We start from the raw sequence: 12,132 nt of genomic DNA on the forward strand, positions 1-12,132 counted from the left end.
CTCGGGTGGCACGGTGACGACAGGCCACCGACAGGGGCAGCATGCCATCTCGTGACGATCGACAGCTCCCGCTGGTCGCTGCGGATGCCGCGGCGCACCCGGCGGCTCATCCAGCTCGTGGCCGGCCTGGTCGCCTACGCGGTCTCGATGGCGCTGATGATGCGCGCGGCCCTCGGCTCGATGCCGTGGGACGTGTTCCACCAGGGCGTCGCCGGCCGTACGGCCCTGCCGGTGGGCGCGGTGACCGTGGTCGTCGCGGTCGGGGTGCTCCTGCTGTGGATCCCGCTGCGGGAACGACCGGGGCTGGGGACGGTGGCGAACGTCGTCGTCATCGGGGCCACGGTGGACACCGCGCTCGCGGTGCTGCCCGCCCCGGAGGCGCTGTGGCTGCGGACGGCGTACGCCGTCGCCGGGATCGTGCTGAACGCGGCGGCGACGGCGGCCTACATCGGGGTCGGGCTGGGGCCGGGCCCGCGGGACGGGCTGATGACCGGGCTCGCGGCCCGCACCGGCCTGTCGGTGCGGCTGGTGCGGACCGCGATCGAGGTGACGGTCGTGCTCGTCGGATGGGCGCTCGGCGGTGTCTTCGGCCCGGTGACGGTGGTCTACGCACTCGCCGTCGGGCCGCTGGTGCAGTGGTTCCTGCCGCGCTTCACCGTGGGTGCGGTCAGCCCGTCACCTTCGGCAGCCAGTCCCCGTTGCTCAGATCCATCTTGACCCCGTTCACCATCACCGTCGGGGTCCCGAAACGGCCGCCGGGCGCCACCGCCGGGTCGGCGACGGCCGCCCTGGTCGCGTCGGCGATCGCCTGGGTGTTCGCCTGCCGGGCGACGCAGCCCGCGAAGTCGCCCGTGGCCCCCAGCTCGGTGCCGAGCGCGGCCAGCTCCTGCACCGTCCTGCCGGCACTGCCCTCGGCGGGCTGGTCGGCGTACAGGCGGGAGTGGTAGGCGGGGAAGATCCCGGCGTCGGCGGCGCACAGCGCGGCGTTGCCGGCGCGGGTCGAGTAGCCGGGCGGGGTCGAGCGCTCGTCGAGGATCACGACGTGGTGATAGTTGATCTTCGCCTTGCCCTCGTTCACCGCGGTGGTGAGCTGGTTCCCGACGCTGCTCTCCAGCTGTCTGCAGGCGGGGCAGAGGTAGTCCTCGTAGAGGTCGACGGTCACCGGGGCCGCCTGGTTCCCGGCCTTCACGACGACGCCGTCGCGGGTCACCGGGTAGGTCGCGACGGTCGCCTTCTGGTAGTTCTGGTACAGCACGTACACGCCCGTGGCCAGGGCGATGACCAGCACGAGCGCGCCGATCCCGAGGTTGCGACCGAGCCCGCTCGAGGTGCGTGCGGAGTTGATCCCCGCCGCCTGCAGCCGGGCCTGCGCGGCCTGCCGGCGCTCGCGCTCGCTCTGTCCCATCAGTGCTCCTCCGTCGCGTCCGCCGGCGCCCGCCGGTCGTGGTCGTGTGCCGCGGCCCGGTCCCCGCGCCCGTCGAGGGAGAACAGCGTGCGCGGGCGCACCACCAGGTACACCGCGGCCGCGACGAAGGCGAGGTCGCGCAGCAGGGCCAGGCCGTAGCCGGTGTCGTCGGGGTCGACCGGTCCGCCACCGCCGAAGCAGCCGCAGTCGATCGCCAGCCCGCGCGCCCACGCCTGCACCAGACCGGCGACGAACGCGAGCAGCAGCACGGTGCCCACCACCGCGGCGAGCCGGGTGGCGAGGCCCGCGAGCAGCAGCAGGCCGAGTGCGATCTCCAGCGGCGGCAGCAGGGTCGCGACCGGCACGACGAGCGCGTCCGGCAGCACCCGGTAGGCGGCGACGGCGACGGCCGTGGTGAACGGCTCGGACAGCTTCACCGCCCCCGACACCAGCCAGACCACCGCCAGCCCCAGCCGCAGCACGGTGCCCAGCACGTCGAGCGGGCGGACTGCGGTCACGACCCGGGAGCCTAGCGAGCCCGCCGGTTCAGAACTCCTCGCGGGCGGACTCCTGCTCCAGCAGCGCGTCGAGATCGGTCAGCCGCTTCATCGTGGCGACGGCGCGGGCGGTGCGGTTGTTGCCCGCCATCATCTCCTCGTGGCGGTGCACGAACTGCCAGTAGCCCGCGGTGAACGGGCAGGCCTTCTCCCCCACCCGCACCTTCGGGTCGAACGCGCAGCCCGAGCACAGGTCGGTCATCCGGTCGATGTAGGCGCCGCCGGAGGCGTAGGGCTTGGTGGCCATCCGGCCGCCGTCGGCGTGCTGGCTCATCCCGATCACGTTGGCGGGCATCACCCAGGCGAACCCGTCGACGAACGCCGTCGCGAACCAGTCGTTGAGCTCCGCGGGCCGGTAGCCACGCTGCATGGCGTGGTTGCCGAGGATCATCAGGCGCGGGATGTGGTGGGTCCAGCCGCGGTCGCGGACCCCGCCCAGGGCGTGCGACAGACAGTTCGCGGTGACGGCGTCGGCGTCCAGGTCGGTCCACCAGTCCGGCAGCGGGGTGCGGGCCCGCAGGTGGTTGCGACGCGTGTAGCCGCGCCCGAAGCGCCAGTACAGCTGCCAGACGTACTCCCGCCAGCCGAGGATCTGCCGGACGAACCCCTCGACGCTGGACAGCCGCGCGTCCCCGTCGTGGTAGGCCTGCTCGGCGGCGTGCACCGCCTCCAGCGGGTGCAGCGCGCCCAGGTTCATCGGCACCGACAGCAACGAGTGCGCCATGGCCCAGTCCTGCTCCAGCACCGCGTCCTCGTACGGGCCGAAGGTGTCGAGGCGGTGCCGAACGAAGTGCCGCAGCGCCCGGGTGGCCTCCTCGTGGGTGACGGCGAAGCGGCGCGGCCCGTCGTTGCCGACCGTGGGGTAACCGGCCGCGTCGAGGTCGGCGCGGACCTGCTCGTCGATCCCGTCCTCGCGGGGTTTCCAGGGCGCCTTCACCTCCAGGCGCTCGGCGCCCTTCGGCGGGGACTCGCGGTTGTCGTGGTCGTAGTTCCACTTCCCGCCGACGGGCTTCTCGCCGTCCATGAGCACGGAGAACCGCTCGCGCTGGGCGCGGTAGAACTCCTCCATCCGGAAGGTCTCGCGGTCGCCGGCCCAGTCGTCGAACTCGTCCTTGCCCAGCGCGAAGGTCGGGGTGGGCCGGACCTCGGTGACCAGCCCCTCCTTCACGAAGCGGCGCACCATGTCCGAGGCCGGGAACGACGTCGGCTGGTGCACCACCACCGGGCGGCCGACCTGCTCCAGCGCCTCGCGGTAGGTGTCGGTGCGCAGGTAGGTGGCCCGGTCGCCGAGCTGCTCGGCGAGGTGGCGCATCCCGGACAGCACCAGGTGCAGCTTCTGGCGGTGGTGGCGACGCCGGCCCAGCGCCCGGGTGGACTCGACGATCACGATCTCGCGGCCGGCGAACTCCTCGGTGTCCCACACGTGCGGGCCGAGCTGGTCGGCGAACAGCCAGAGCGGAGCCGCGTCATCGGACGACATCGACCCAGTGTCGGGGTGGTCGCGCGGCGCCGCGCGGCGAGCGGCGGCGACCTACTGTTGCATCCGTGAACGATCCGGAGCTGGAGGCGGAACTCGCCGACCACAGCCACGACCACTCCCACCGTGACATCTCCGGCGGCTGGCTGCGCGCGGCCACCTTCGGCGCGATGGACGGCCTGGTCACCACGATCGCACTGATCGCGGGCGTCGGGGGCGGCGGGGCGGGCCGGGACGTCATCGTGCTCAGCGGGCTCGCGGGTGTCGTCGCGGGCGCGTTCTCGATGGCGCTCGGCGAGTTCGCCTCGGTCGGCACCCAGAACGACGCCCTCGACGCCGAGGCCGCCGTCGAGCGCCGTGAGCTGGCCCAGCACCCCCGCGCCGAGCAGCACGAGCTGGCCGCCCGGTTCCGGGAGATGGGCCTGTCCGAGCAGACCGCCGACGCTGTGTCCCGGGAGGTGCACCGCGACCCCGAGCTGGCGCTGCGGATGCACATCAGCCAGGAGCTGGGCGTGAGCCTGGACGACAAGCCGTCGCCGTGGGTGGCGGCGGTGTCGTCGTTCGCCGCGTTCGCGGTCGGCGGCCTGATCCCGCTGATCACGTTCCTGCTCGGCTACGGCTCGCTCGCGCTCGGCCTCGCCGTCGGCGGCGTCGGCCTGCTCGTCGCAGGGGCGCTGACCTCGCGGTTCACCTCCCGGTCGTGGTGGTCGGCGGCGCTGCGCCAGCTGGCGTTCGGCGCCATCGCCGCCGGCGCCACGTACCTGGTCGGCATGCTGATCGGCGTCAGCGCTGCCTGAGGGTCAGTCCTCCACACTGATCACCCGGGCCGGGCACACGTGCTCGGCCTCCTTCACCGCGTCCCGGTCGCCCTCGGCGGGCGAGTCGGTCAGCAGCGCGACGATCCCGTCGTCGTCCTGGTCGAAGACGTCGGGCGCGGTCACGACACACTGACCGGCCCCGATGCACAGTTCCTTGTCCACGATCACGCGCATGGCCATCAGAATGCCACCGGCAGCGCGTGCACGCCGTAGATCGCCATGTCGTCGCGGAACGGGATCTCCGAGTCCGGCACGGTGACCCGCAGTCCCGGGAAGCGCCGCAGCAGCGCCGGGTAGGCGATCTGCAGCTCCAGGCGGGCCAGCGGCTGCCCCAGGCACTGGTGCACCCCGAACCCGAACGCGACGTGCCGGTTCGTCCCGCGGGACACGTCGACCTCGTCGGGGTGCGGCCACTGCCGGGGGTCGCGGTTGGCGGCCTCGGCGGCGAGCACCACGCCCTCCCCCGCCCGCACCGTGACCCCGCCGATCTCGAGGTCCTCGGTCGCGACCCGGCGACGGCCGATGTGGGTCACGGTCAGGACCCGCAGCAGCTCCTCGACCGCGGCGCGGACCTGCCCGGCGTCGCCGTCGCGGACGACGGCGAGCTGGTCGGGGTGGTGCAGCAGGGTCAGCGTGCCGAGCGCGATCATGTTCGCCGTCGTCTCGTGCCCGGCGACGAGCAGCAGCAGCGCCGAGGCACTCGCCTCGTCGACGGTGAGGTCCCCGGCCGCGACCCGGGCGGCCATCCCGCCGAGCACGTCGTCGCGCGGCTCGTCCAGCCGCTCCCGGACGAGGCCGGCGAGGTAGTCCTGCAGCGCGTCCGACGCCGCGGCCGACACCTCCGCGCCCGAGGTCAGGTCGACCATGATCCGGCTCTGTGCCTCGAAGAACGCGTGGTCGGCGTAGGGGACCCCGAGCAGGTGGCAGATCACCAGCGACGGCAGCGGCAGCGCGAACGCCTGCACCAGGTCGGTCGGGTTCTCCCCCGCCGCCATGGCGTCCAGCAGCTCGGTGACGGTCTGCTCGACCAGTGGCCGGAGGCGCTCGATGCGGCGCACGGTGAACTCACCGATGAGCATCCGCCGGTGCCGGGCGCGCTCGGGGCCGTCCATCATGATGAAGCTGCGCCGGCGCCCCTGGGAGCGCACGCGGCGCGACCGCGACGCGGCCGGGTAGCCGTCGCGGTCGGCATCGGCGGACAGCCGCTCGTCGGCGAGTGCGGCGCGGACGTCGTCGTAGCGGGTGACGAGCCACGGCGTACTGCCGTCCCAGATCCTGACCCGGGCGACCCCCGGTCCGGCCGGGAACTCGCCGTCCCGGATGCGGGCGAGCTCCGCGGGCGGATCGAAGGGGCACCCGCGCGTCATCGGGTAGGTGGGCACGTGGTCGGTCACGGCGGTCATCGGCATCACCCCCCAAGGATGTTAGCAATGCACAGTTTCATCGCGCAACGATCTTCGCCGGACACGGGAACGGCCCCGTCCCGGGTCGGGACGGGGCCGCTGGGCGGTGGAGGTGCCGGGAATCGAACCCGGGTCCTCCGTCGGTTCACGAGGGCTTCTCCGTGCGCAGTCCGCTGGGCCTCTACTCGGATCCACCGGTCACGCGAACAAGCCGGTGTGACGATCCCAGCCGCTGTTGGATGTCCCCTGCGATTCCGCGGCCGAACCGCAGGGTGAGTCCCCTGAATGATGTCGGGAACCGGAGCGGGGACGCCTCCGGCCCGACAGCCCCTACCTGGTGATCAGGCAGCGAGCGCGTAAGCGCTCTGGGCAGTGCGACTGTTGTCGGCACTTATTTTTTTGCGACGCATGGTTAACGAGATCATCGTCGCCTTCCTCGGCACGCTTCACCTCGATCAACGATCGGAGTCGAAACCGTTCACCCCCTGGTCGGGTCCCGGAGGACCCGCAGTCCACCTGCACTCCGCACGGACGTACCCGGGCGGACGCACAGCATAACGCCCCGCGCCCGCCCGATCATCCCGGTTCCCGGTGGTGTGTCACCCCGCCGCGACCTCGTAGGTGTGTCCCGCGGCCCGCAGCCGGTCGACCAGCACGTCACCCAGCGCGGTGGCCGGGGTGAGGCAGCCCGCACGGTCGGGCAGCGCGGACCCGCCCAGGGCCAGTGCGAGGCCCGCCTCGCCGAGCATGACCGCGGTGGCCCCGTAGCCGGGGTCGCCGGGGCCGGAGACCCGCACCCGGTAGCGACGCCCGGACTCGGTCTCGGCACGCACGTCCATCCGGAACCAGCCGCGCTCGCGGGTCCGCTCCGACGGCCCGGTCCCGGGCGCGGGCAGCACCCGGTCGAGCAGCGGGCGGATCGGCGGCACCATGAACGCCCCGACCAGCGCGCCGAGCCCGCCGGTGACCACACCCGCGGTGACCGCCCCGGACACCCCGCGACCACAGCCCTGGAGCTCGCCGTACCGCAGGCCGCGACCGTAGGCGTGGTCGAGCAGCGCGTTGGAGCGGCGCACGATCCGGGTGTTGTAGGACGCCATCACGAACGGCGCGGTCCAGGTGCCGTCCGGGAGCCGGGCGGGCGGTCCCGCGTCACCCGGCTGCGACGGCGTCGGCTCGGCCGACGGGTCGGGGCTCAGCGAGTGCGGGCGGGCGGCCAGGCGCCGGGCGTCGCGGTCGGTGCGGACCGTGTCGAGCTGCCCGCGCAGCGAGTCGACCGTGCCACCGGAGACCCCGCCGCGCATCGTCGCGACCGTCCGGACCTCGGTGAGCCCACCCGCACCGTCGGCCTGTGCGGCCCGGTGCGCGAGCCACACCCCCAGGTCGGACGGGACGGAGTCGTAACCGCAGGAGTGCACGATCCGGGCGCCGCTCGCACGGGCGGTGTCGTGGAAGCGGTCGATCGCCTCGCGGACGAACAGCACCTCGCCAGTGAGGTCGGCGTAGTGGGTGCCGGCCCTCGCGCACGACCCGACCAGCCCCAGGCCGTACTTCGCATACGGGCCGACCGTGCTCAGCACGACGCGCGCGCCCGCGGCGAGCCGGTCGGTCGCGGCCGGGTCGGCGGCGTCGGCGACGATCAGCGGCCAGTCCCGCGCCGACGCCGGCAGCGCCGCCCGGGTCGCGGCGAGCTTCACCTCGGAGCGGCCGGCCAGCGCGATGCGCACCCCGGGCGGGGCGTGCTCGGCGAGGTGACGGGCGATGAGACCGCCGACGAAGCCGGTCGCGCCGTAGAGGGCGATGTCGACCGGGGCGGCCGCGCCGTTCCCGTCGTTCTGCGGGCTGACCATGTCTAGGAGCTCCTCGGGGTCTCGGCCGCGGGGCCGGGGGCGGCGTGTCGGACGGGGTCGACGCCCAGCAGCGCGGCCGGGGCGTCGTACAGGACCGAGCGCAGGAAGGCCGCGCCGAGGCGGGGCTCGGCCGCGGCCCAGCCGGCGATCGCGGCGAGCTGCTCGGCGTAGGCGTAGGGGATGTTGGGGAAGTCGGTGCCGAGCACGATCCGCCCCGGGTGCTCGGCCAGGCGTGCCGGCCAGTCCGGCGGCAGCGGCGCGATCGCCTGGGAGAACGCGGTGCCGACCATCGTCGTGTCCAGCACCAGGTTCGGGAACCGGTCCAGCAGCTCCAGCGCGCCCCGGAAGTCCGGCATGCCCGCGTGCGCCAGCACGATCCGCAGATCGGGGTGCGCCGCCAGCACCTCGGCGAAGATCCCGAGCCCGGTGTGCTCGCCGGGGATCGGGCCGTCGCCGCAGTGGACGACGGCGGGCACGCCCGCGTCGGCCAGCAGGCCCCAGGCGTCGCGCAGCAGGGGGTCGCGCGGGTCGAACCCGCCGACCTGGACGTGCACCTTCACCATCCGCGCACCGTCGGAGACGGCGCGGCCGAGGTAGTCCACCACGGACGGTTCCGGGTAGAGCGTCGCGGTGCGCACCGCGCGCGGGTGGGCGTCGGCGAACCCGCCGGCCCAGTCGGTGAGCCACTCCCCCATGCCCGGCTTGTGCGGGTAGGTCAGGGGCGCGAACGCGAGCACCCCGAGGCGTTCGAGGATCGCGTAGCGCTCCTCTTCGGGCAGCCGGTACTGCACCGGCCACGGGGTGCCGTAGTGGGTCTCGGCGTCGTCGAAGTAGGCCCAGACCTTGTCGAGCATCCGCTGGGGCAGGAAGTGCACGTGCACGTCGACCAGGCCGGGCAGGTCCAGCTCGGCGGTCCAGCGGGGCACGTCGGCGTCGTCGGAGGGTGGCACGGGAAGATCCACGGCCCCACCCTAGGCGGGCCGTGGCTCAGCCGCGCAGGTCCCGGGCCCGCCCCTTGGCCGCACGGCCGACGGCGCGCGCGATCTCCTTCTGGGCGTCCTTCTTGGCCAGGTCGCGGCGCTTGTCGTAGTCCTTCTTGCCCTTGGCGAGGGCGATCTCGCACTTGACCTTGCCGTCGTTGAAGTACAGCGACAGCGGCACCAGGGTGAGCCCGCCCTCACGGGTCTTGCCCATCAGCCGGTCGATCTCCCCGCGGTGCAGCAGCAGCTTGCGGGTGCGGCGCGGCTCGTGGTTGGTCCAGCTGCCGCGCACGTACTCCGGGATGTGCAGGTTGCGCAGGAAGATCTCGCCGTCGTCGATGGTGGCGAAGGCGTCGACCAGCGACGCCCGGCCCAGACGGAGGCTCTTCACCTCGGTCCCCTTGAGCGCGACCCCGGCCTCGAACTCCTCCAGGATCGCGTAGTCGTGCCGGGCCCGACGGTTCTGCGCGATCACCTTCCGGCCCTGTTCCTTCACACGACCAGCCTACCCGCGTACCGCCACCGGTATCCGACCGCGGCATCGCCGGAGCACCGCTCTTGCGTGTCGGCGGCGCCGCGTGCAGACTCGATCACGAGAGCAGTGCTCTCATATCGGATCGACGATCACAGGAGACGGACATGACGACGACGGTGCTGGTGACCGGGGCGACCGGCGGGATCGGCGGGCACCTGCTGACCGCACTGGCCGGCCGCGACGTGACGGTGCGGGCGCTGGTCCGCGACCCGGACCGCCTCGCCGGTGCCGGCGGCGTCGAGGTCGTGCGGGGCGACCTGCGCGACCCGGACGCCGTCGCCGCGGCACTGGACGGGGTCGACGCGGCGTTCCTCAACTCACCCTCGGCCCCCGACGCCGCGACCACCCAGATCGCGGTGGCCGACGCCGCCGCGACCGCCGGGGTGTCCCGGCTGGTGCTGCTGTCGCAGTTCGCGGCACGGGAGGACTCCCCGGTGCGGTTCCTGCGCTGGCACGCCGCGGTGGAGCAGCACGTCCACGACCTGGGGATCGGCCACGTGGTGCTGCGGCCGAACCTGTTCCTGCAGGGCCTGCTGGCCTTCGCCCCCCTGGTCGCGGCGACCGGCCGGTTCGGCGCCCCGATCGGCGACGCCGCGGTCAGCGCGGTCGACGTGCGCGACATCGCCGACGCCGCCACGGCCGTGCTCACCGGCGCCGGACCGGACGGTGCGGTGCACGACCTCACCGGGCCGCGCGCGGTCACCCACGCCGGGATCGCCGCGGCCCTGACCCGGGCCACCGGACACCCGGTCACGTTCGACGACCTCACCCCCGAGGCGTTCGCCGCCGCCCTGGACGGGGTGCTGCCGCCCTGGCAGGCCGCGGGACTGGTCGAGGACTACGCCCACTACGGGCGGGGCGAGGCCGCACGGGTGGACGACGCCGTGGCCGTCCTCACCGGCCACCCGGCCCGCACCCTGGAGGAGTTCGCCCGCGACCACGCCGCGGCGTTCGCCCCCGCGGGGTGAGCGCTCAGACCTTCACGTAGGCGCGCAGGGTCACGTAGCCGGTGACCCCCGCGACGAGGGCCCCGGTGGGCACGAGCAGCGCCGAGACCACCAGCACGTCGGTGATCCGGACCGGCGGGATCACCCCGGCCTGACCCATCGCGGCGAACAGGTCGTCGACGACGGCGTACTTGGCCGCGACCAGGCCGATCCCGGCGAGCGCCCCGCCGACGGCCCCGGCGATGGCGGCCTCGACCAGGAACGGCAGCTGGGTGGTCCAGCGCGTCGCACCGACCAGGCGCATCACGCCGACCTCGGTGCGCCGCATGAACGCCGAGACCTGCACCGTGTTGGAGATCAGCAGGATCGCCGCGAGCGCCTGCACGACGGCGAGCGCGAACGCCACGTTGCGCACCCCGTTCAGGAAGTCGAACAGGGTCCCGACGACGTCGCGCTGGTCGATCACCCCGCGCACCCCCGGCCGGCCCTCCACGGCGGCCCGGGCGGCCGCGGCACCCGCCTGCTGGTCGGTCAGCGTGACCCGCAGCGTGGCGGGCAGCGACTGCGGCCGGGCGACGTCGGCGACCGACTGCCCGGCGAACAGCTCGCGGAAGCGGGTCCAGGCCTGCTGCTGGGACTCGAACGAGACCGAGCCGACGCCCGGGGCGGCCTCCAGCGCGCTCCGCACCGACGCGCACGTCGGGCCGCTGCAGTCCGGGTCGGTCTCCGAGACGTCCGGGGTGAGCGCCACCTGGATCTCGAGCCGGTTCGTGTAGAGCGCGGAGATGTCGTCGATCGTGCGCAGCACGAGCAGGCCCGCACCGACCGACATGAGGGTGACCGCGGTGGTCAGCACCATCGCGACGGTCATCGTGACGTTGCGGCGCAGGCCGGAGGAGACCTCGCGGGTGAGCAGGGCGGGGCGCATCTACCGGCCCGCCCCGTACACCGCGCGGGCCTCGTCGCGCAGCACGCCGCCGTCGGCCAGCTCGATCACCCGGCGGCGCATCGCATCCACGATGGACGAGTCGTGGGTGGCCATCAGCACCGTGGTGCCCGCGCGGTTGATGCGCTCCAGGACCTGCATGATCTCCCGCCCGGTCTCGGGGTCGAGGTTGCCGGTGGGCTCGTCGGCCAGCAGCAGCGGTGGCCGGTTGACCGACGCCCTGGCGATCGCGACGCGCTGCTGCTCGCCGCCGGACAGCTCGTGCGGCAGCCGCTCGGCCTTGCCCTGCAGCCCCACCATCTCCAGCAGCTCCGGGACGGCGATCCGGATCTCCGAGGGCCTGCGCCCCAGCACCTCGAGCGCGAACGCGACGTTGCCGGCGACGGTGCGCTTGGGCAGCAGCCGGAAGTCCTGGAACACGCACCCGATCCGCTGGCGCAGCTTCGGCACCTTGCGCCGGGGCAGCCCGGCGACGTCGAGGCCGTCGATGAGGACGGATCCCGAGGTGGGGACGTCCTCGCGCAGCAGCAGCCGCAGCAGCGTCGACTTGCCCGACCCGGACGGTCCGATCAGGAACACGAACTCGCCCGCACCGACCGTCGCGGAGACCCGGTCCAGCGCCGGACGCCCGGACGCCGGGTAGCGCTTGGTGACGTCCCGCAGCTCGATCACGGAGCGGGACGGTACCGCCGCCCGGAGTACACGGGCCGTGACGACACGCCCGTCAGGCCGGTCCGGCGGCGACCGGGTCCCGCGACGGGTCGAGCGCACCGGCGAGCCGGTCCAGGACGGGGACCGCCGCACGCAGCGCGACCGCGTCGGCACCGTCCAGGTCGCCGAGCGCGCGCCGGATCTGCCGCGTCCAGGCGGCGTCGAGGAGCTCGCGGTGCCGGACCGCCCGGGCCGTGGGGTACAGCAGCGCACGACGGCCGTCGGCCGGGTCGGCACGGCGCTCGACGAGGTCGCGCTCGACCAGTGACCGGACGGTCGTACTGACGTTGCTGGGTTGCAGCCCGAGACCGCGGGCCACCGCCGACACCGGATGCCCGGGCCGGGCCGAGACCCACCGGAGCACCTCGTGCTCGGATCCGGTGATCGCGTCCAGGCCGACCGCGCGTTCGCCCGACGCCCGCAGCACCCGCGACAGGTCGTGGACGGCGGCCACCAGCGCCGCCCAGTCCTCGCGCTCCTTGATCTCCGTCACAGACACGATA

At 73.8% G+C, this 12,132-nt stretch carries 14 protein-coding genes and 1 other RNA gene; 3 read left to right on the top strand and 12 right to left on the bottom strand.

Features of this window, described 5'->3' with window-relative positions; all coding sequences use genetic code 11:
• The first annotated feature begins 51 nt into the window (after positions 1 to 51).
• The gene (locus KPF22_RS24665; protein ID WP_224403422.1) at positions 52 to 717 is read left to right on the top strand and encodes a YitT family protein; all 666 of its coding nucleotides are present in this window, start codon (positions 52 to 54) and stop codon (positions 715 to 717) included.
• On the opposite strand, the gene KPF22_RS24670 is transcribed toward KPF22_RS24665, so the two are convergent.
• From KPF22_RS24670 to KPF22_RS24680, 3 genes are read right to left on the bottom strand one after another with little or no spacing between them, the layout of a single operon-like run.
• Positions 668 to 1,405 (bottom strand): thioredoxin domain-containing protein, encoded by a 738-nt coding sequence (locus KPF22_RS24670; protein ID WP_208819892.1) that lies wholly within the window; start codon positions 1,403 to 1,405, stop codon positions 668 to 670. The two genes, KPF22_RS24665 and KPF22_RS24670, sit on opposite strands and share 50 nt — an antisense overlap.
• The gene (locus KPF22_RS24675; protein WP_224403423.1) at positions 1,405 to 1,923 is read right to left on the bottom strand and encodes a MauE/DoxX family redox-associated membrane protein; all 519 of its coding nucleotides are present in this window, start codon (positions 1,921 to 1,923) and stop codon (positions 1,405 to 1,407) included. The genes KPF22_RS24670 and KPF22_RS24675 overlap by 1 nt, the downstream gene beginning before the upstream one ends.
• 28 nt (positions 1,924 to 1,951) lie before the next feature.
• On the bottom strand, positions 1,952 to 3,442 hold the full coding sequence (locus KPF22_RS24680; RefSeq protein ID WP_224403424.1) for a cryptochrome/photolyase family protein: 1,491 nt from the start codon (positions 3,440 to 3,442) through the stop codon (positions 1,952 to 1,954).
• 65 nt (positions 3,443 to 3,507) lie between these two features.
• On the opposite strand from KPF22_RS24680, the gene KPF22_RS24685 reads away from it, so the two are divergent.
• Entirely contained in the window at positions 3,508 to 4,236 is a 729-nt protein-coding gene (locus KPF22_RS24685; protein WP_224403425.1) for a VIT1/CCC1 transporter family protein, read from the top strand.
• 3 nt (positions 4,237 to 4,239) lie between these two features.
• Here KPF22_RS24685 and KPF22_RS24690 read toward each other — a convergent pair whose 3' ends face one another.
• The 6 genes from KPF22_RS24690 to smpB form a co-directional block, all read right to left on the bottom strand.
• The gene (locus tag KPF22_RS24690; RefSeq protein WP_208819900.1) at positions 4,240 to 4,431 is read right to left on the bottom strand and encodes a ferredoxin; all 192 of its coding nucleotides are present in this window, start codon (positions 4,429 to 4,431) and stop codon (positions 4,240 to 4,242) included.
• Between the two features lie 5 nt (positions 4,432 to 4,436).
• Positions 4,437 to 5,666, bottom strand: coding sequence for a cytochrome P450 (locus KPF22_RS24695; protein ID WP_374107528.1), 1,230 nt, complete (start codon positions 5,664 to 5,666; stop codon positions 4,437 to 4,439).
• Positions 5,667 to 5,764: 98 nt separating this feature from the next.
• Positions 5,765 to 6,146: a transfer-messenger RNA gene (gene ssrA / locus KPF22_RS24700) on the bottom strand.
• Positions 6,147 to 6,259: 113 nt separating this feature from the next.
• A complete protein-coding gene (locus KPF22_RS24705; protein WP_224403427.1) occupies positions 6,260 to 7,510 on the bottom strand; it encodes a trans-acting enoyl reductase family protein in 1,251 nt (416 codons plus the stop codon).
• A gap of 2 nt (positions 7,511 to 7,512) precedes the next feature.
• Positions 7,513 to 8,472, bottom strand: coding sequence for an amidohydrolase family protein (locus tag KPF22_RS24710; protein WP_224403428.1), 960 nt, complete (start codon positions 8,470 to 8,472; stop codon positions 7,513 to 7,515).
• A gap of 25 nt (positions 8,473 to 8,497) precedes the next feature.
• Positions 8,498 to 8,986 carry an SsrA-binding protein SmpB gene (gene smpB / locus KPF22_RS24715; protein WP_060713108.1) on the bottom strand — a complete coding sequence of 163 codons (489 nt, stop codon included), beginning with the start codon at positions 8,984 to 8,986 and terminating at the stop codon, positions 8,498 to 8,500.
• 143 nt (positions 8,987 to 9,129) lie between these two features.
• Between smpB and KPF22_RS24720 the strand changes: the two genes are divergently transcribed.
• Positions 9,130 to 9,993 (top strand): NAD(P)H-binding protein, encoded by an 864-nt coding sequence (locus KPF22_RS24720; protein WP_224403429.1) that lies wholly within the window; start codon positions 9,130 to 9,132, stop codon positions 9,991 to 9,993.
• 4 nt (positions 9,994 to 9,997) lie between these two features.
• On the opposite strand, the gene ftsX is transcribed toward KPF22_RS24720, so the two are convergent.
• Genes ftsX through KPF22_RS24735 form a run of 3 tightly spaced genes read right to left on the bottom strand, consistent with a single transcriptional unit; the run spans position 9,998 to position 12,122 of the window.
• On the bottom strand, positions 9,998 to 10,900 hold the full coding sequence (ftsX, locus tag KPF22_RS24725; protein ID WP_208819911.1) for a permease-like cell division protein FtsX: 903 nt from the start codon (positions 10,898 to 10,900) through the stop codon (positions 9,998 to 10,000).
• Complete coding sequence (ftsE, locus tag KPF22_RS24730; protein WP_208819913.1) at positions 10,901 to 11,590, bottom strand: cell division ATP-binding protein FtsE; 690 nt, start codon at positions 11,588 to 11,590, stop codon at positions 10,901 to 10,903.
• 52 nt (positions 11,591 to 11,642) lie between these two features.
• Positions 11,643 to 12,122, bottom strand: a complete 480-nt coding sequence (locus KPF22_RS24735; protein WP_208819916.1) for a MarR family winged helix-turn-helix transcriptional regulator — start codon at positions 12,120 to 12,122, stop codon at positions 11,643 to 11,645.
• Between the last annotated feature and the right edge of the window lie 10 nt (positions 12,123 to 12,132).

This window comes from Pseudonocardia sp. ICBG1034, from assembly GCF_020131375.1.
Lineage (GTDB): Bacteria > Actinomycetota > Actinomycetes > Mycobacteriales > Pseudonocardiaceae > Pseudonocardia > Pseudonocardia alni.

Bases quoted from the DNA above. Each gene is read 5' to 3' on its own strand.
- KPF22_RS24670 (WP_208819892.1), bottom strand. From the start codon at position 1,405: ATGGGACAGAGCGAGCGCGAGCGCCGGCAGGCCGCGCAGGCCCGGCTG.
- KPF22_RS24680 (WP_224403424.1), bottom strand. From the start codon at position 3,442: ATGTCGTCCGATGACGCGGCTCCGCTCTGGCTGTTCGCCGACCAGCTC.
- KPF22_RS24690 (WP_208819900.1), bottom strand. From the start codon at position 4,431: ATGCGCGTGATCGTGGACAAGGAACTGTGCATCGGGGCCGGTCAGTGT.
- KPF22_RS24695 (WP_374107528.1), bottom strand. From the start codon at position 5,666: ATGCCGATGACCGCCGTGACCGACCACGTGCCCACCTACCCGATGACG.
- KPF22_RS24705 (WP_224403427.1), bottom strand. From the start codon at position 7,510: ATGGTCAGCCCGCAGAACGACGGGAACGGCGCGGCCGCCCCGGTCGAC.
- KPF22_RS24720 (WP_224403429.1), top strand. From the start codon at position 9,130: ATGACGACGACGGTGCTGGTGACCGGGGCGACCGGCGGGATCGGCGGG.
- ftsX (WP_208819911.1), bottom strand. From the start codon at position 10,900: ATGCGCCCCGCCCTGCTCACCCGCGAGGTCTCCTCCGGCCTGCGCCGC.